This is a genomic window from Candidatus Chlorohelix allophototropha, from assembly GCF_030389965.1.
Taxonomy (GTDB): Bacteria; Chloroflexota; Chloroflexia; order Chloroheliales; family Chloroheliaceae; genus Chlorohelix; species Chlorohelix allophototropha.
The window spans coordinates 1,098,050-1,117,941 of sequence record NZ_CP128400.1 but is presented as its reverse complement, the minus strand read 5'-3'; the positions used below and the strand labels follow the sequence as shown (position 1 = coordinate 1,117,941).

Sequence of the window (19,892 nt, the reverse complement as noted above, 5' to 3'; positions counted from 1 at the left end):
TACTTTCAGAATTAAGCCTATCTCACTACTACAAGAACTCTTTAATAATTTTCAAAAATACTGTGGTAAGCTATTTTAGAACAAATCCTATAAATCTTTTAACTATCTTTATGATTAGCCTTGGTTTCGACTTTGCTTATAATCTCTCTAAGTTCTTCAATTGTAAATATAGGATTTCTTGTATGAAGCATCGCATGACAATTTGGACAAACTGGTCTTAAGTCCTTTATTGCATTTAGTATGTATTCTTGTCTAATTTCTGATAGCGGTACAATATGATGCACGTGTATAAAGTATTCCCCCATTTCACCATACTTATTTTTGAAATTAAACCCACAAATAGAACAATTAAAACCGTAATAATTTAGGCACGCTTTCCTAGCTGCTCGGTTGCGTTCATATCCATTTACTGTTATTTTTTGAATTACCCCTTCGGGATATTCTATTTCTTCCTCAATTTCCTCAGCAATTTGCACACTAACATTTTGTGATTGTATAATTTTTAGTGATTTGAGTAATTCTTCCCATTCCTCTTCTAATTTTTGTGCTATGCTTGGCGGTATTGTTATACCTGAACTCTGAGGGTACCAATTCATTCTTTCCGTTATATTTGAGGTATGGTTGGGACGTTCCAGTATTGCAATTTCAGGATCTAATATTGTATCGAATTTAACATCAATATATAATGCCGTTTCATTAGTATTTGAATCATGGCTTTTCCAATGTGTTGCTTGATATACAGCAGAACTGGCGACACCAGAAGCAAAGATACCACGTGGAATTTCCCCTAATCTCATCAAAAATACTCGATCGCCAGTAACAATTCTTTTTGTTACACCACAACTCCAACTATCTTTGTAAAAACCCTTTGTCTTGATTTCGTTTATACAATCTTGCAAATCCTCCCATTTCCATTTATTTGGATTCCAAGTTAGTAAATACGTTGTCATCAACAAATACCCTTAAGCAAAAGTCTTATTTATATTCACGTTCATATAACGTAAATCCGCTCTAAAAGTTTGGTCGCTTTAAATTTTCCAGATGCGCGCGGTTTTATCGTAAGAACATGTAACCAGAGATTTGCCATCGGGCGACCAGATAACGGTACTGATCAGGTCGGTATGCCCGTTCAAAACTGCCAGTTCTTTGCCTTCAGGATTCCAGATACGGGCGGTTTTATCGCCTGAACCGGAAGCGAGGTATTTACTATCAGGCGACCACGCTAGCGTATAGACCGGACCTTGATGTCCATTAAAGCTGAGTAGGTATTTTCCGTCCTCATTCCACAACCGGATTGATTTATCACCCGAACTAGAAGCGAGATATTTACTATCGGGCGACCACGCCAGCGTATAAACCTCATCACTATGCCCGGTGAGGGTTGCAATGGCTTTCCCTTCGGCGCTCCACAAGCGCACAGTTTTGTCTTTTGAAGCGGATGCCACCACTTTACCATCGGGCGACCACGCTACCATACTTACTTCACCAGTATGCCCTTGCAAAGTTGCTATCGGCTTGCCCTCTGCGCTCCACAAATGGACGGTTTTATCCCATGAGCCGGAAGCCAATGTTTTGCCATCGGGCGACCAAGTAACTAACACTACCGTATTGGTATGTCCTTGCAAAGTTGCTACGGGCTTGCCATCCGCGCTCCACAGGCGCACACTGTAATCTTTCGAGCCGGAAGCTAAAGTTTTGCCATCGGGCGACCACGCAATATTGGTTACTTCTGCGCTGTGTCCTTTTAATTCACTTATGAAAGTGCCGTCCGCTTTCCAGAGCCTGATTGTGCTGTCCAGCGAACCAGTTGCTAGCATTTTGCCATCGGGCGACCATGCCACAATCACTACCCAGCCGGTATGCCCGGTGAGGGTTGCAAAAGATTTGCCTTGCGAATTCCACAAACGCGCCGTATTATCCCACGAACCGGTCGCTAGCGTTTTGCCATCGGGCGACCATGCCGCTATTGGCACGGAGTTACTATGCTCGCTCAATATGGCTGCCTCCGTTGCTGCTAATGTTGCGACCGGAGGCGGAGTGGCGGCGGTAGTAACTGGCGCTTGGGTTGTTGTAGCGGTAATACCGGTAGAGGTTGTGGCGGTAGTGACCTCTGGAGTTGTCGTAGTGGGTAGAGTTGTTGCGCTAGTTTGGGTAATCTCCGTTGTAGCAGTAGTCTGAGTCGAATTGGTGGTTATAGCAACTGCTGTGGGGGTATCGTTGCCTGCTATTCCTTTGGACGCGACCAGCACAATTACCACCACACTGACTATGATAACTACTGCCACAATCCCTACAACCAATGCAACCACCCCTCCTCGGCCTTTTTTAGCGGGTTGCGGCGGGAAATAAGGTGGGGGAACGGGTGTGCCGCCGGGCGGTGTTGGGTAAGGCTGGAAAGTTTGAGGGTTGTTATAGTTTGCATAAGGTGGCGGCGGAATTGGCGTACCCGCGGACGGTGTACCCAAACGGGTGGTTGCTTCACCGGGCGTTATAGTTGCTTCACTTACGCGCGTGACATTATTAGAAGGTTCTACTGACACATCATGCATAGAAATCTGAGTAGAAAGCCTATCAAGGTTTTCGGAAGGAGGCGGAGGCGTATTTTGCCTCAATTCCTTCAATACATCAACGGGCATAGTAGCATCGCCCGTTGTGAGGTTGCGCGCGCTGATGGTTGGGTCTGGTTGGGGTGAAACTGATCTGAGCGGTACATTCAGGGTCGGATTTTGAATGGCATGCTCAAACGCCATCGCAAACTCGGTGCAAGTTTTGTAGCGGTCATTCGGGTTTTTGGAAAGAGTCTTGTAAAGAATTTCAACCACTTCCGGTGGAAGCTCAGAATTGTGCTGGCGTGGGTCAGGCAATGGGCGATTTACATGCGCCATTAGGATGGCGATGGGCGTATCGGCGCGGAAGGGTGTCACTCCCGTTATCATTTCGTAGAGCATAACACCTAGCGAATACTGATCGCTTCTACCGTCCAACGGCTCGCCCATGCCCTGTTCAGGACTCATGTATTCAGGGGTTCCAACGCCGATTCCGGTAGCTGTTAGATGCATATTAGCGCGGTCGTTGAGCAATTTTACGATTCCGAAATCGCTCAATACCGCTCGGTCGCGTTGGTCAAGCAGCACATTGCTGGGTTTTACATCGCGATGTACAATCCCGTTCTCATGCGCATAATCCAGCGCGCTGGCGACCTGTAGCAAAATACGTGAAGCATAATTCAAATCAAGCGGCTTACCGAGCCTTTCGCGCAAGGTTTTGCCGCTCAACAGTTCGGTTACAATATAGGGTACATCTCCAAATTGCCCGGTATCAAACACTGTCAGGATATTGGGATGGTGCAAACTGGCGATGGCAAACGCTTCTCGCTTGAAACGCTCAACTGTTGCAGCGTCGTCAATAAAACGGGCAGACATCACTTTTATTGCAACTTCACGATTAAGGTTTGGCTGGTAGCAGCGATACACTATCGCCATGCCTCCTTTGCCTAGCACTCCTCTTACTTCGTAAGGTCCGATTTGTTTGATTTCGCCCGTTGCCATCCCGTTCTCCCGTTAAAGTTAGCGTCCGCCCTTCAGGCGATCTTGCAAAGCTTGCAACTCTTCCCATTTTTCTTCCTGCGCCAGTTTTGCCTGTGTCGGGAAGGAAGTAGGGTCATTCAGCTTTAACCCCTCTGCCAGCAATATTTCTTGTAGCACTATAACCGGGGTTTCCGCCAACTGCTTGTAAGTGTAAATTCCTGACTTATTCAAAACGCTGGAAATTCTAGGACCGATACCCTCAATTTTTTGCAGGTTATTCCGCTCGAATCTAGGGGCGGTAGGGGGTGTTTCTACTACCTTAGCGGGAGTAGGTGGCGGAGTGGGTATCGCTTGCACAGGTGCAGGGGCTTCCACTTTTACCACAGGTGCTGGCGGTGGAGGAGTAGTAGGTGCGGCTTGTACGGGCGCAGGGGCTTCCACTTTTACCGCAGGTGCTGGCGGTGGTGGTAGAGTGGGTGCGACCTGTACGGGCGCGGGAGCAGGCGGTGGTGGTGGAGTAGGCGCGACCTGTACTGGCGCAGGGGCAGGGGCAGGGGCGACCTTAGCGGGAGCAGGCGCAGGCAACTCTGCCGATTTTACTGCTTCGACCAAATTTTTCACGGTAGTCGCTTTGGGTTCTGGAAGGGCAGCAAGCTCAGCCCCCGAATTAGTATGATTAATTACTTTGACAGTATCACCCAGATAATTCTTCAGGTTACGCAACGAGAGTTCTGAACGCAAAGATGGGACTTGCTTGAGTACGCTTGGTATTCCGGTTGGTGTTTGTTTCAATGTGTCGGCAGTGATTTCCGCTATGTTGGAAACTATTTGCCAAGAGTTTTTGAGGCGCGATTGTCCTGAAGGCGGCAAGAAAGAATAGATGAATTGTCGCCGCAGGATTTCGACACGGCTTATTACCTGAACTTCACCTTCATCTACAAGCCGAGTCTGGCAAGCCAATCGGTAATTTTTACGTAACCGATTGAGAATCCTAGCTTTTTCTCTCGCCTCAGGTTTGCTGAGAGAGCTTTTTCCCTCAAGAACCTTACATTCACAGGTAGTACAAATACCTTGTCCATCACATATAAAACCGACATGCGCTCCGTTTCTTCGAGCTACTTCCAAAAGCGTTTCGCCCACTTCAGCCGGATACGCCTTCCCGTTAATGATTACTTTTGGCATCGCTTATCCCCCTAAAATAAATTTAAACAAAATCGGTATTAACAAGTTAGTACAAACAACTTACTTGCTGTAATCCCTATCCTTACGATACTGAAACAAAAATATCAGGGTAATGCTTACTACTATTATAAGACCGATAATGCCCCAACGCAGATAAACACTTACATCAAATTCTAGGTTACGCTTGGGAATCAAATACCAATCAGGTGCATCATATTTCAGGCTACCTCGGAAAAGTCTTTCCAAATCTGCGGCAAATTCAGGGGGTGGTCCTGAAAACCTGATTTTGGGTGAAGGCAGGTTATCCAAACCAACTAACGAACCGGTGGCTTCATAACCCCAACGTGCCACCATTACAGAAGATATTACGTGACCAATCGCCCCCATTTTATCAAGCGCCACCACTGCCCCGCTAAAAATGATCTGGGGAATCAGGATTAATGGTACAAAGTAATTAGCGCGATCGCTGTTTTTGCTGAGCGCACTAATTAGTAAACCCATCGTAACCCCACTCAGGGCAGTAAGTAACATCGTCAGGAATATATAAAACAGGTATTCGGGAGAGGGCTTGTTTAAGCCTATTCCCAACCATAAAATCAGCATCATTAGCAGGGTCTGAACCAACACCAGCAAGAATTGCACCGTTAGCTTAGAAAATATATAGGGTGCGAGCTTTAACCCGATACGCCTTTCGCGTCGGTAGATGCTGTTTTCCTTGACGATTTCGCGGGCAGCGTTGTTTGTTCCGAACCAGACCGCTACGATGGTCATCATAAATACCAGTGACTTGGCGCTGCCGAAATCTCCGGTGTCGGAATCCCAATCGCTTCGGTTAAAGACCAGCACCAACAGCAAAGCGATTATGGGCGCTTGTACCAGCAAGGTTATTAGGTTTCGGCGATCCGCCAGCAGCGTTTCAAAATAGCGGCGGGTGAGAATCAGGTATTGGGTTAAGGCTGAAACCCGCACTTTGGCATGGCGGAACAAAACCTTGGGCATTGTTTGCATGACTTGGTTGATCAAACCGGATACCGAAACGCTATTCTCAACGTTGATGCCGTATTTGTTAGCCTCGCCTGCCACTGCTCGCAAGCGTGATACCACATTCCGGTTGTAATAGGCTGATTGCTGGAATAACTGCGCCCACTCTTCGGGGCTGCGTTCTTGTTCCAGCTTAGTATAAATATCGGGGAATTTCTGAACACCAAAATAAGTGAGTGCGTCTGTTGGTTTCCCGTAGAAAGCCACAAACCCGCCTCGCGCTAGGAACAGCACCCTATCGCAAAGCTCCACATTTTGAGTAGCGTGGGTAATCAGCACTACGGTGCGCCCCTGATCTGCTAACTTGCGCAACAGTTGCATCATACGCCCTTCTAGACCGGGATCTAACCCGCTGGTAGGTTCATCTAGAAAGAACAGGCTTGGTTTGCTGATCAATTCTGCTGCTATGCTTACTCTTTTGCGCTGTCCGCCGCTCAATAGATTTATGGGAGTATCGCGCCTTTGGGTGAGGCTCAAATCGTCCATTACATCTTCGAGCCGTTCTTTGAATTCCTCTGCGCTGGTATCCTCCGGCAAACGCAGCCGCGCGGCATATCTCAACGCGCTCTCCACCGTCAATTCGGTTGGCACAATATCATCCTGCGGGACATAGCCAATGGCAGAACGATATACCTCCATTTGGGGGTAATATTCGGCTCGGTTGTACAGCACCGACCCTTTATTGGCAATTCGTACTCCGCTGATTGCATCCATGAGGGTAGATTTTCCGGTGCCGCTACCGCCTACAATCGCCACAAATTCGCGCGGCAAAATTGTAAAAGTGCAGTTGTGCAGAAGAGTCGTATTCGGGTTGACTTGCTTGCTCAGGCTCAACACATCAATACGTATGCTGTCATCATCTTGGCTGCGATACAGAAAACCCTGCGAAAACATAAAGCGAAACGGTCCGATATTTACCAAATCACCGTCATTTAATATCGTTGGTTCGCTTATTCGGTTTCCATTGATAAAGGTTCCATTGGTGCTGCGCAAGTCGTTCAAGGTGATAGAATTGTTTTGATTGATAATCTGGGCATGACGGCGCGAAACTTGGGGGTTATCCAGTACAATCTCGTTAGCAGTGCGGTCGCGCCCAATCGCGGTGAGTTGTCGAACGCGCAAGTCAATTTGCTCCAAACCGCGCTCATCTATCGGCGTAGGCACTACCGCAACTCCGGTTGGTGGGGGTGGTACTGCCTGAGCAGGCGGCGGTGCGCTTTGCAGGATAGCGGTAGGCTCGATCAGCGGAATATTAATCCCGGTAGAAGCCGGGGGCAGATTAAGAGCGGGTAACTCGCCTTGCGTGGTTCGGAACGCCATCCTGACCAGCCCAATGGTAATAATATCTCCATCTTTCAACACGGCGCGTTGGGTTTGGTGTTCGTTAACGTAAAAACCGTTGGCGCTGCCCTGATCTATGGCGGTATAAACCCCATTCTCAAAAGTGATTTCAACATGGCGGCGGCTGGTTTGAGGGTCAGAAATTACAATATCATTATTGATACCGCGTCCAATTGTGGTTACACGGTCAACCAAAGGATATTCGCGCCCTTGTTGTGTTCCTGCCAACATAAAGAGTCTGGCAGAGATTTGAGAGGATGTTCGCTGGCTTGCGCCTGTTTTAGTGTCACTCACGCTATATTCCCCGGCTAAAAGTAGATTTAACAATCAGGCTAAAATTGGAAATAAATTTCTACACAAAAAAGGACAAATAATAGTAGAAAATAGAAGAATGCCACTATACTTTGGTATCATTAATTTAACCAATACATAACAAAGGAAGACTCTCTAATTCGATAAAATCCATTTTACCACAGCCTTTCTTAAAGCGATTAATCAACTTTTACGAGTTTGGCAGGGCAAATATTTACGAATAAAAAAAAGGTTACCTTTGGTTAGATTTAGGTTCTGAAACTAGAATCAAAATCAAAAGAACCTCAATACATTATAACCAACTTACGGAGTATAGGACAGACCCTGCCGTTAGAGTCGGGGTTTATGCTACCAACAGTGATTTTCTTGCTTTGACCCTGACAAGCCTCTAAATTGACACAATTGCTTTAAATCTTTGCGCGAGGTTTGCACTAAACAATAAACCTTGCCAAATATTTGAACTAATTTAAGCGCCATTCGTTCAAATTTGCCTGAATACCTTTGCTGGCATATTTAAAGCGATTTGTAGGCAGTAAAAAGGGTTGCCCCATCGCGGATTTCCAGTTTGCCCTCTAGTTCTAGCAAAGCCGCCAACCTTGCTTCCATTGCTTGATAAAGCTTTGTCCAGCGTTCAGGTTCGATGCCGGGTTCGTCAAAGCCTAACGAACGTTGGAAAAGCAATCCGGTAGCATATAATTCCAGCGCTTCGGCTAAAGATAAAGGCGCAATTACCCGCTCGTAATCCAGTATTTGCCGCACTTCAAATCCCGCTTCGCGCAACCACCTTTCGCCGTTTTCGCGTCCCAATCTCTGGTCAGGTGGACTAGAACGAGTGTAAAAGCGTTCAGGAAAGCCGCTCTCTATCAGTGCTGCTTCATGCGCTTTTCGCAAGGTTGCGCCTTCTTCTCGTTCGGCGGTTACAATGAACAACAAGCCTTGTGTGACCAACACTCGCCGGATTTCGTTCAAGGCACGCTGAATAGCCCCGGTCAGATTTAGCATGCGGTTTGCCATTGCTGCGCCAAAAGTCTCCGGCGCAAAAGGGAGGTTCAGTATATCGCCTCGTAGCGGCTGTGCTTTTTCGCTATTGCCGGGAAATTGCGCCAGCGCTGCCGGAGATTTATCCATGCCTACCGCGAATTTATAGGAACCATCTAGCAAATTTAAATATAAACCGCTGCCGCACCCGACATCTAGCAAACACCCGTTGGCTTTGAAGTTAGTGGATTCCTGAAGTTGGGTAGCAATATTTGCCGCTGCCCAACTTGCGGTATCGGGGTAATTGTCGGTTAAGGAGATGGTACGTGCCGTTCTAAGATCAAGATGCCGTTTCTGGCGTGCCTCTGGATTAGCCCATAACTGTTTCAAGTATTGGCTGATTTCAATTGAATTATTCATATTCGGTTTAATCTTAGATTAATATTCTTACTCGATCACTGTTATTTTTTACAGTAATTTACAGTTTTTAGCAACAGAAATCCACTAATTAAGTCTTTAAAAGCCAGTAAAATGGGGATATAATGAAAATGTGAATAGCGTAACATAGTTTACAAAATCAACCTTTGCCTAATTTCTTGTGGCAGCAGCGCTAGCTTTACTCCCTCATTTAAGTCAGCTACTGCCCTTTCTTGAATACATACCGAAACAACTCCGTTCCTGCCCTAATAACGTTTCAGCTTTTATCGTAGCAGCATATTAACCCTTAGTGCAACGTTGCCGTAAAAAGCCAGCCTTCGGTCTGGTCGATTAATTGCGCCCCGATAAGGAACGGAGAAACACGCTCTACCAAAGGAAACTACCCGCACCGCAAACGTGGAAAAAAATTCTGGTTTGCGCCAGTTGCAGGTATTAGCTAGCGGGATACTCACAATTACAGTATGGAGGTTGAAAAATGAGAAAACGCAAGTTGCAGCATTTGTTCTGGAGTATGTTAGTTCTTATGGCTTTGATGTTCACCACGATCCCCCAAGCATGGGCTTACGATGAGACTGTGATTTCGGCGGCGACGGTCGAGCAGGCTTTTGAATCGGTTAATGCTCAGTCGTCCATTTTGTTTGATAGGGAACATCAGCTTATTCCTAATAAGTTTGATAGGGTGACTGACCTGAAGGTTACAACGAATAACACCGAGCGTTCCATAACCGCTACGGGCAAACTGGATGGCGCGTTATTCTTGCTCAAGATTCCGTTTAACTGGAATCATCAAGTAGTATTATATGCGCACGGCTATGCCAATCCCGGAACTCAGGATTTTAACGCTCCGTGGGCTGTTGGTGATAATATTAAGGCTGTGCTGAACACGGCGTTTGGTCAGGGCTTTGCCTATGGTTACTCTGCATATAGCAAAGACGGCTATGCGGTAGAGAACGGGGTGAAGAACACCCAATCGCTTAAAAAGCTGGTTGACCGGATTGGAAATCACCGCGCGTATATAATCGGCGACTCGATGGGCGGCAACGTTGTGATGGCGCTGATTGAAAAATACGAGGATGATTATGTCGGCGCGTTGCCCTTCTGCGGCGTGGTGTCTGGTTGGTACGAGCAGGTACGCTATCTGGCAGATTTTAGGATGGTGTATGATTTCTACACGCTGAATACTCCCTTCCAGTTGAAAGCGTTCGATGGCACATTAGGAGACCCCCGAAAACCTGTCCTTCCACAAGAGGCAGTAACTCAAGTAGCAACTCTATTTGGTGCGGCTGCATATCCAGACCCATCGGTTTATATCCCTGCTCAGTATATTATCCAGCAAGTCAGTGTTGCTGCCGGTATAACCCCTGAGCCTGTCTCTTTTATTACCGCATTGATGGGTGCCACTACCGGGTTTGCAGATCTAATCCAGACGGCAGGCGGTATTGGCTATAGTAATACTAAAGCTACCTATGCGGGTGGTCCTAACCTGTTTGGTGTCCCAATCAACAGCGGCATTTATCAGTTGGCAGTGGATAACCCGAAAGCGGTTACCTATTTGAACAACTGGTACACCCCCAAAGGCGATTTTGAAGCGAAGGTACTGAGCGTGCATAATACGGTTGACCCACTGGTTCCTTATAGCCACGAACTTACTCTGAAAGCCAAAGTACAGGCTCAACATAACAGTTCGCGCTTTGTGGTGCAGAATGTTGATCCCGGCGCATTCTCGTTCAATCCCTACGTTGACCCCAACACTTGGAGTCCGAAGCACTGCGACTTCAAGCCGTCCCAGATGGTTTTCGCCTGGAACGAGTTGAAGAATTGGGTGGAGAAAGGTGTAAAGCCTAAGGAGATGAATATTACTACCAAGTAGTAAACACGTAGTATCTTGAAAAGCCCCTTCGCTGAGAAGGGGTTTTTTATTGCAAAAGCTTGACCATCAGCATACGTTCCCCATCTCGTTCAACCATGCCGAGATTACGCGCCAATGTCTCTGCCCTGCGGTGGTGTAGGGCTGACCCGAAGCTCAACCACAACTGCGTATAACTGCGGGTATGGTGGATTAGGTTTTCAAGCAGGGCTTTTTCTTCAGACGTACCCCACAGTTCGGGTTTTAAGAAAAAACGCCACCGACCGCCGCGTGCGCCCCAGTCGAAAAAATCGGCGTGGGCTACTGGTGTGGTAGAACCCGCGATAGTTATGCTGAAGCTATAGCCTTTGGCGGTATCTGGCAACAAGGGGCGATAATATTTTTCCCAGACCCGTGCAGTTTCAGGATTGGAGGCGCGCTGCTCGATTTCAAAAAAGTGTTTCAGGCTTTTGGCAGCTTCGCGTCTGCGCATCGGGCGCATGCTGATTTTGCCGATACCGGGCGGTGGCGGTGTTATATCGGGCGGCAGGCGATAGTGGGGGCGCGACAAGAAAAAATGCTCGTGATGTTGGTCTAGGTAATTTAATTTACGATAGAGATTTATAGCGCGAATATTGGAATTGGTTACGCCTAGGGTGAGGAAGCGATAACCGCGTTTGCGCGCTTCCTGTTCGGCAAAATCCATAAGCAGATAACCGTAATGATTGCCTCTGAAACCCACGTTAATTTCGAGATCGTTCACATGGGTTAGGAATTTGCGGTGTTGCAAATAAAGCTGCCCGGCAAGTTTCTTTCCGGCACGTAAGCCATAGCCCCGGTTAAGTAACCAATAATACAAGGGACCTCGCACGAAACGCGAAAAGGGCTTACGCCAACCTGTCCCCATAATACGCTCAAAAACAGGGTCAGAATCCCGATAATTGCGGTACATTAACCCTACCGTGATCCAGTGTTCCCAGAAAGATAAGCGGGTAATCTTGAGGTCAGGTGGCGTTTCCTTTATTTGTGTCGTTGTAGCCGAAATCTCTTGAAGTGGATTTCGCGTATCGGTTTTTTGCTTGAAGAGCATAAATAATCCCCTGCCAGCCAGAAAATAATTTACTGGCTTAATTGTAACCCAAATGAAAATATCGTCAATCGCTTGATTGCTAATCTTAAAAAAGTTAAATTAAATGTAACAATTAGCTCATTTTTAAGACTTAAACAATTCAGACAGTTTCAGTTGACAAGGCTGATAGACTAACTGTATAACATTTGAGTAGGAACTAACACAACGCCGACCAATCCGATTTTCCTAAGCTTTTGAACTGAATAGATCCGAAAAATATTAAATAGGAGAAAATCTATGCAGGAGAAAAAAGAGGAACAAACCGCATTGCCTATCGTAGAAGGTGAACTAGCGGATGAAGCTCTGGAGAATGTAAGCGGCGGTACGGGAACTGGCGGGCAAGCAATCCTCGACCTCAATTCCCAAGTGGAAATGATCAGTAACATTATGAAAACTAAACACGATACCGTGAAAAACTCGATAAGCAATATCATGTAGCGTGTAGTGACGGGAGCGTTTATCAGTTATGGCAACTGGGCGATTTGCTCTTCGACTACTCACCTATACACGGCTTTATTTGATAACTTTCATAGGCTTCTTGCCCCAAGCGAAATATAAAACTTCATGAAAAAAGGGAAGTGTTGGCATGGCATTTGGATCAAAACGAGTCAAGCACGCTTATTTTTTTGTAGCGGCTACCACTCCACTCGACCAGCAACTGGCAAAGCGGGTTTTTTCAGTGGGCAGCCAGCAGCTTCGCAACTCTAGTTCCACCTTCAGAAGCCTTTTCGATCAGGTAGAAAAAAAGAGTAGCGCGCTTACTATTGGGGCGGGGCGCACCCCCTCGATTGATAACCTTGAGCAGACCTTCCAGACATGGCTGCAAACCCGAAACATTAATATCAAGAATATCCAGTCGCTTTACCAACAGCAAATTTTCTTTGCCAGTGGCGAAGATCGCCCTCCTTTGGGTGGTGGCTCTTATTGGTGGGCAACTGCGGTTTATTTTGAGCTTGGCTGAGAAATGAAAAAAACGCCGGAAGGTTCTCCGGCGTTAAGGCTATTGTTACAAACAAGCTTACATGCCGACGGTTCCGCCACCGTCAATAAAAATCACTTGTCCGGTAATATATGAAGATTCGTCGCTGGCGAGGAAAAGGTGCAAATTCGCAACTTCTTCCGGTTCGCCTTTGCGCTTGAGCGGAATCCGATTTACTACTGCCTCATGGACATGAGTTGGGATCGCGGCAGTCATCGAAGTGGTAATAAAACCGGGCGCAACCGCATTTACCGTTATATGATACCGGGCATATTCCAGCGCCAATGTCTTGGTCAAGCCGATAATACCGGCTTTGGCGGCAGCATAGTTTGCTTGTCCGATATTGCCCTGAGATGAGGTTGAACTGGTATTGATAATACGTCCGTTATTTTGGTGCTTCATGTGTTCAAAGGCTGTTCGGGAGCAAAAGAACGTACCTTTCAGGTGAATGTTCATGATGGTATCCCACTGTTCCTCAGTCATTCGGTGGGACATCGCATCGCGCAACACTCCGGCGTTATTGATCAGAATATCCAATTTTCCGAAACGATGCACTACATCTTTCATCATGTTTTTCACAAAGTCGGCATCGGTAACACTACCATGATAAAACTCGGCTCTTCCGCCTGCCGCGCAAATTTCTTCAACTTCCTTAATTCCCGCTGCCTCGTTCATATCGTTAACTGCCACAATCGCGCCTTCCTGCGCGAATCGCCGGGCAGTAGCAAGGCCAATGCCACCTGCTGCCCCGGTAATGAGAGCTACTTTGCCCTGCAAGCGTGCCATTGCTCGAACCTGCTTTCACTAAGAATTGTCAACATTTAAGGGTTGCACATAGATGTAATTTGTACTATTATACTGGCTTTTCTGCGTTATATGCAAGAGATTGACGATTTTTTGTGGAAGATTGCGAGAACATAATAAGGATAATAGGGCAGATGCCCTCATATACTTTACATAACAAAACGGGAATTACCCTTTCAATTCGGATAATCCCCGCTCTTTTTGGAACTCAAACTAACTTATTTGAGCTTGGAAGGGCTATTAACGCCCGTGACCATGACCCCCTCCCGGTCCTTGCTGTGGCTGTCCGAGTTGTATGAGGCTCGCAGTCATTTTTCCAGAACTGTCCACTTGTCCCTCCGCTTCAAGATTGGTTCCAACTTTGACATCGCTTAGGGTTGCAGCGGTCGTTCCATTCAGGTATTTGGTGCTGCTATTTATCTCAATGGTACGTGTGCCATTTCGGTCTTGCAGGGTAATGGTCGAACCATCTACTGCCGTAACCTGCCCTCGATATTCCGGCATTTGAATGTTGACCTGTAAAGCGGTTAGGCTGTTGCTGTCACTGCTCAACGTGCCTTCAGCATCCACCCGACTGCCGACTGCTATAGCAGACAACTGTACGCTTTGTCCGGCTGCGCTGTAAGTAGTGCTGCTATCAACTGTGATGGTTTTAGTGGTAGCGGTACTGGTTGTCACAGTCCCATTATTAGCGGCATTAGGCTTATTATGGTCTTGACCTTTTCTACCACCGCCCGGTGCGTCCCTACCATCAACTTGGATTGTAATTGAGTTGCCATTGATAGCCGTAACTGTGCCACCTAATCGGTCATGCTCGACTTCTATCACAGAAGCTTCCAAATTACCGTCGCTGTTAAGATTTCCTTCAACTTCAACCTTTACCCCACTTTTAAGGTCGCTCTGGTTGATAGTTTTACCAAGGTCGGTATAGGTAGTGTTCGAATTTAAAACTACTTTTAAGGTAGAATTATCCGCGCGAGTAATGGTCAAACTGTCGCTGCTAACGGCTGTAACTGTACCCTGATCGTGGTTTAGCTCCACCTCTACGGCTGAAACGGTATAGATGCCATTGCTGCTGCCGGTTTGCTTAAGGTGAACCCTTTCTCCAACTTTCAAACCTGCCAAAGTAATTGTTTTACCTGCTTCAGTATAGGTTGTGGTGCTATCCACTGTCGCAGTGATAATAGTAGCATCGTTACTTTTTAGGGTGATAGTGTTACCACTAATACTGGTTATAGCCCCTTCTAATTCCCCGGCTCTATCAGGGTTTTGCCCTCGCCCACCTTGCCTATCCTTCATGCCATGTTGCACTTGAGTAGATTGATCAGTTGTGGGCGCTACGGTGATATCGCTGCTACTTGGCGTAGCTGCCGGGGCGGTCTGTGCATAAGTTAGAGTGGTATTAGAATTAAGGATACTACCACCCCCGAAAGCGAGGGTTGCCACCAGCGCCGCCCCACCAAACATTTTAGCAAACCGCTTGTTTTTACCTTGTTTCGCTATTGTGCCGTTTTCTTTGCGTTTCATTTCTTTCTTTACCGAAACCTTTCTTTGCTGAATCTGACTTACGTTATCACGATTCGCTTTTAATTATTGGCGCTGTCGCGAGACAGCAATCTATATAGTTTGTATGCTCGGTGCGGAGGCTTCAGTTCAGGTCTTTAGCTTCTCGCTTCCGTTCATAGAACCAGCATAACTAACTTGCCTGAATTCTCACTGAAAGATATCTGAGTATTTTCTGAGATTATTGCCCCAATTGTTGCTAGGTTTCTGACAATAAAGGAACAATTTGAGTTCAGGAACGTTGATATCAGCTTGGCTGAGAGGTTTTAAGGAGGGGAAATCACCGAATTTATCAGCAGACTCTAAGCTTATTCTCAGTTTTGAAAGAATTGGGTTAAGGATAGAACAACCGGATTATTCGTTACATTAAAACAGGGGGTATAAACCCCCTGCCTGAAACAATTGTAAAAGCCTAATAGATGTCGGGCGCCCAGTTATCCTCTGAACTGGTAAGGGGCATTCGCTCCTGATGGTTGCCATCATCCAGCATCAGGTAAAGCGCTTGATCGGGCGTGCCGTCATCATTGCGATTGCTGGCAAAATCACGGTTGGAATGAAAGATGATATAACCCTGTTTCATCCAGCGCGGTCTTCCGTTAAAGCCTTCCGTAGTAAGCTGGGTTAGGCTATTATCTTTAAGGTTCAACACGTAAATTTGGGCGTTAATACCTTTGCCATCGCCGGTGCTAAAGGCGAGTTTCGTGCCGTCCGGTGACCAAGTGGGATAGCGGGCATTATCTACGTTTGGGTTGATAACGTGCCGATTTTCGCCTCCTGCCACGTCAATGATAACCAATTGCCATTTTCCGCCTATAAGTTCGGAATACACAATCTGCGCGCCATCTGGCGAAACACGTGGCGCTAACTTGGCGTTGCTATTACAAGTCAAGCGTTCGTTCGGTCCGTTGAAGTGGCGAAAATAGATTTGCTCGACCCCATTGCAATCATCCTTTATCACGTTCACGAAAACAAAGCCTTTTAACGGCGAAGGATGGGGCTGTGTTCCGTCCTCAATTTTGCGGAAGCCGCTACCGTCAGGGCTGACTACGTAAATTGAATCGCGGCAAGTCAGGTAGATTTCACTACCGAGCAATGACCAAACCGCCTCGCTACAGGCGAAACTCGGTTCGGAGAGGGCAATTTCAGCCCGTTTGGCAAAATCGTACAGATACACCGCGTTTTTGCCGTTGCGGGTGGAGGTATAAACCACTTTTCGATTATAGGTCGGGTTGCCGAGAACTATAGGGGTAGCAGTAGGAGTGGGAGTGGAACCTCCGCTGAAGAGCATGATATTCAAGCCTGTGCCGGACATTGCTATAACAAAGCTCGAATAACCTTTCATCTGGTCGAGAATTTTGGTTTCACTTTCGAGAGTCATTCCCGGAATATCTGCCAGAATAGTTTTATTATCATCGCGGTTGGCGGTTAGCAAGTAGACCGTAAAAACTAAGTCAGGCGTATCATTTTGAGCGTATGCACCTATGATTACATTATCCGCTGCAAATGGTTCACTCTCTCCTAATCCAGCAAAAGTATACTTGGCGGTAATGAATGAGCTATGCAGGTTTTTAGCCAACGATTCCGGTATCTCGGTGGAAACATACATTTTCATACTAAAATCCGGAATCTTCGACATAGAGGCGGTGGTTTCTTTCATGATTTGCGTGTCAAGTGGCACTTCCTTTATACCGGATACCGAGGTAAGAGGTTTGAATCCGCTTGCGCTGGTAGTGGCAGGGGGCGTAGTGGGTTTAGCGGTGGGCGTAGGCGCAATGGTGGTGGCGGCGATAGTGGGCGTAGTAGCCACAGTCGTTGCTTTGGCGGTACTGCTGTCGGTAGCAGTTGTGCTTGCTGGTGTGGTAGCCTGTGGCGCAACGCTAATTTTCGAGATGGCGGTCAGGGTTGGCGCAAGTGGGTCGGCGGCGACCGTAAGGGTGGTGGATGGTGTACTATTTTTACTGAACACCATTAAATACAATAATGCCCCGCTTGCCGCAATTAACAGCACCAGTCCGCTTATCAGTAAGGCAATCAAACCGCCTTTGCCCTTTTTAGGAGAGCTAGGCGGTATTGCGCCTTGCTGCATTACCGGATAAGCGGGCGGTGGTGGAGTCATGGCAAAGAAACTTAGCTGTCCATAATAGCGGAAATTCTGGCGGGAGAAATTTGCCAGCCGCGCCTCTACATCTGCAAAGTGGGGATATTGACGGTTCAAGTCAACCAAAGTTTCAAAGGCTGCCTGTGGGTTGCCCGCTCTTTCCTGATTAAGCGCATATTCGTATGCTTGTTGGGGTGTAACCACTGCTTTGTTCCTTTCCGGGTTAATGGCGTATCGTTTTGGTTCGTTTGTGTCCAAGCAGAAGTACAAGCGTTACTATTATTAATAATGCTGCCGCCGCTATAACACCGATAAGCGCAGGCACTACCCAACCCGGTATTCCCGCATCCGTAGCCGTAGCTTGCACGTCCGAAGAGATGGGGCTTAAATTTGCGGTTCTGACAGCAGGTTTTATTACCTCACCGCTGGCGCGACTAAGACTGGGCAGACTGTTTTTGGCACTTACGTCCATTGTCATTTTCTCGCCGGTACTGACCGGGCTGGTATAGGTGGCTATTTGCGAGGATTCAGGGTCAATTGCCACTAAATGTACGTTGCCTCCGCCTGAACCTTCCAACGTCACTTTATAATTCAGGTCGGGTGGCGCACTCCACAACATCGCCCATGTACCGTCTTTTTCTTGAACGGGCCAAATGGAGAAGGGCATATAACCGTAAAGTGCGCCCGTATTCTGGTCAATTGCCATCTTTAGGTTCTGCCCCTCCCAAGTCATATTAATAGGCGAACCTGTCATTACAAGTTTGGGCTTTGGTTTGGCATTTTTAGCCCCGAATATTGAAACAGTCGGTTGAGTTTTCGTGGCGGTAGTACCACCGGTCACATAATTTTTAACATAGCTTGCCAATCCCACAGCTGGATCCCAAGTGTAGCCCTTCACCCAATCTGCCACGCCTTTTGCGCCCGATATATCCACGCCCGATTTAGGGGCAATATTCCAGAGCCATGCACCCAGTTGCCCGCCCCACACATTGAAGCAGAATTTCTCAATATCGGGGTTGCGGTTGCCGAGTAATTGCCGATAATATTGCTCGGCTAGGTTGGCGAGTTCGGAACTGGTGCTTTGCGCGTCATCTTTGGCGGGTGTATAGAGGTTGCCACTCAACAAACCTTTAGCATTTTCCCATGTGAGCATATCTTTAATACTTGCCAGCGGGCCCCACTGTCCCTGACTCTCCAGTTCAAAGAAGGCAGTGCCGAACAGGTGATACCACGGACCGGCGTTATCGCCCTCACGAATTGTCACCAGATAGGGCGGAACTGCCGCGCTATTTTGGGCGTTAGCATTGTAGAAAGCCGGGTCTTGGCTTACTCCGGTGTAGGCGGCATCCCCCGCCCGTGCCAACGAACGCAAGGTGTTATGCGCCAGCAGCATGGCGTTCCGCACGCTCCCGTCCGCCTGTATCATTGCCAGATAGAAGACATCGCCGGGAGTAAGCGGTCTTCCTTCGCGGGTTGCTTTTAGCTGCATTGCTTCTTTCAATGCCGGTTCGGTGCCATGCTTAACCGAGTAATTACGCATTAGCGGGTCAAGCCCGTCTTTATTAAATACGTATTGTTTGGAGATGGAGTCGGACACCCCTCCTTCGGCGAACAACCACGTTAGCGCGGGAACTGCCCCACCTACATTGTAAGGTACATAGGGTTTCGGCAAGCCCATTTTTTCAAATTCGCCATTGTACTTGTTCCAACCCCCCTGCAAATCGTAGCGCATTTCGTCATAGCTCATTTTCATTTTGAAGGATTTAAAGGCTGTGCTGGAACTGACGTTGGCGTGAGAAAGTTCCTCATCGTTAAAGAATAGCTTTGCCTCCTCGCACAAATCTACCAGAGGTCCTCGCACAGTGCCAGATACTACTACTGAACGACCACCCGCATTGTACGAACCGTTTAGGTTAATGCTGAAGCTGGCGCTTGAAACCTCGCTGAATTTCTCGACTGTTACCGACACCTCGAAATTTTGCTTCCAGCCCCCTGCCGGACTTAGTCCGTTAGGCGGAAATGATTCGGCTTTGAAATTTTTTGTTTCTTTACCTACTGAAACGTTTACTGCTAGGTTTGCACCCCAACCGCTTGTGGCAGAGACGCTACCCGAGATTTTAAGGGTCGATTCGGTCAATACCCCGCGGTAATCTCGTCCGTTGGTAAAGCTGTAGCTATCAATAGGAGAGGTGAGCCTTGCTCCTGAAACGCTGTAATTGATTTGAAGCCCATTAAACGGTTCGGCAGGAAAAGTTCCACCTTCGGCGTAAGCTTCGGTGGGAAGCGTTGCTGCGATAATAAGGCTGGCGCAGAAAAGAAGTGCAACGAAGAGAGCAAAACGACCAACTTTCGGTTTCATCTGAGTACCTCCTTACTTGGTGTAGTATGACGCTTTCTAAATCGATACACGCTTGAAAGAAGTTAAAGTACTTGTACGAAATGTTAGTAAAAATATTTTAACCGACTGAGGTAAAAAGGCAGGTATTTGTGGGTATAGCCCAAGTTAAAAAAGGCGGTTTTATAAATAAGCGAGTACAAATCCTAGGGAGAGGTCATTTGTATAGCCGTGAATGCGGACGTTGCCAATCCTATGGCATATAAAAACATTGTAAGCGTGTACTTTTGAGGTATTGTTAGGTTCAAAGGACTTGTAC

13 protein-coding genes are annotated in these 19,892 nt (G+C 47.2%); 3 read left to right on the top strand and 10 right to left on the bottom strand.

All coding sequences use genetic code 11. The annotated features are described in order from the left end of the window. Positions 1-98: 98 nt before the first annotated feature. From OZ401_RS17435 to OZ401_RS17415, 5 genes are all read right to left on the bottom strand, one after another. On the bottom strand, positions 99-950 hold the full coding sequence (locus tag OZ401_RS17435) for an HNH endonuclease (protein ID WP_341471725.1): 852 nt from the start codon (positions 948-950) through the stop codon (positions 99-101). 78 nt (positions 951-1,028) lie between these two features. Further along, a complete protein-coding gene (locus tag OZ401_RS17430) occupies positions 1,029-3,548 on the bottom strand; it encodes a WD40 repeat domain-containing serine/threonine protein kinase (protein WP_341471724.1) in 2,520 nt (839 codons plus the stop codon). Between the two features lie 18 nt (positions 3,549-3,566). Next, complete coding sequence (locus OZ401_RS17425) at positions 3,567-4,709, bottom strand: 2Fe-2S iron-sulfur cluster-binding protein (protein WP_341471723.1); 1,143 nt, start codon at positions 4,707-4,709, stop codon at positions 3,567-3,569. Between the two features lie 60 nt (positions 4,710-4,769). Beyond that, complete coding sequence (locus OZ401_RS17420; RefSeq protein ID WP_341471722.1) at positions 4,770-7,385, bottom strand: FHA domain-containing protein; 2,616 nt, start codon at positions 7,383-7,385, stop codon at positions 4,770-4,772. 531 nt (positions 7,386-7,916) lie between these two features. Beyond that, positions 7,917-8,801: a class I SAM-dependent methyltransferase gene (locus OZ401_RS17415; protein WP_341471721.1), complete on the bottom strand. Its 885-nt coding sequence runs from the start codon at positions 8,799-8,801 to the stop codon at positions 7,917-7,919. A gap of 493 nt (positions 8,802-9,294) precedes the next feature. Between OZ401_RS17415 and OZ401_RS17410 the strand changes: the two genes are divergently transcribed. Then, positions 9,295-10,689, top strand: coding sequence for an alpha/beta hydrolase family protein (locus OZ401_RS17410; RefSeq protein ID WP_341471720.1), 1,395 nt, complete (start codon positions 9,295-9,297; stop codon positions 10,687-10,689). A gap of 46 nt (positions 10,690-10,735) precedes the next feature. Here OZ401_RS17410 and OZ401_RS17405 read toward each other — a convergent pair whose 3' ends face one another. Further along, positions 10,736-11,755, bottom strand: a complete 1,020-nt coding sequence (locus OZ401_RS17405) for a GNAT family N-acetyltransferase (RefSeq protein ID WP_341471719.1) — start codon at positions 11,753-11,755, stop codon at positions 10,736-10,738. A gap of 276 nt (positions 11,756-12,031) precedes the next feature. Between OZ401_RS17405 and OZ401_RS17400 the strand changes: the two genes are divergently transcribed. Both OZ401_RS17400 and OZ401_RS17395 read left to right on the top strand, forming a co-directional pair. Beyond that, on the top strand, positions 12,032-12,232 hold the full coding sequence (locus tag OZ401_RS17400) for a hypothetical protein (RefSeq protein WP_341471718.1): 201 nt from the start codon (positions 12,032-12,034) through the stop codon (positions 12,230-12,232). A 148-nt stretch (positions 12,233-12,380) separates the two neighbouring features. Beyond that, positions 12,381-12,755: a hypothetical protein gene (locus OZ401_RS17395; protein WP_341471717.1), complete on the top strand. Its 375-nt coding sequence runs from the start codon at positions 12,381-12,383 to the stop codon at positions 12,753-12,755. A 57-nt stretch (positions 12,756-12,812) separates the two neighbouring features. Here the strand turns inward: OZ401_RS17395 and fabG are convergent, their stop codons facing one another. The 4 genes from fabG to OZ401_RS17375 form a co-directional block, all read right to left on the bottom strand. Beyond that, complete coding sequence (gene fabG / locus OZ401_RS17390) at positions 12,813-13,559, bottom strand: 3-oxoacyl-ACP reductase FabG (RefSeq protein WP_341471716.1); 747 nt, start codon at positions 13,557-13,559, stop codon at positions 12,813-12,815. Positions 13,560-13,817: 258 nt separating this feature from the next. After that, positions 13,818-15,104, bottom strand: a complete 1,287-nt coding sequence (locus OZ401_RS17385; protein WP_341471715.1) for a DUF5666 domain-containing protein — start codon at positions 15,102-15,104, stop codon at positions 13,818-13,820. A 448-nt stretch (positions 15,105-15,552) separates the two neighbouring features. Then, positions 15,553-17,442 (bottom strand): hypothetical protein, encoded by a 1,890-nt coding sequence (locus OZ401_RS17380; RefSeq protein WP_341471714.1) that lies wholly within the window; start codon positions 17,440-17,442, stop codon positions 15,553-15,555. Between the two features lie 19 nt (positions 17,443-17,461). Beyond that, positions 17,462-19,597, bottom strand: coding sequence for a hypothetical protein (locus OZ401_RS17375; RefSeq protein WP_341471713.1), 2,136 nt, complete (start codon positions 19,595-19,597; stop codon positions 17,462-17,464). Between the last annotated feature and the right edge of the window lie 295 nt (positions 19,598-19,892).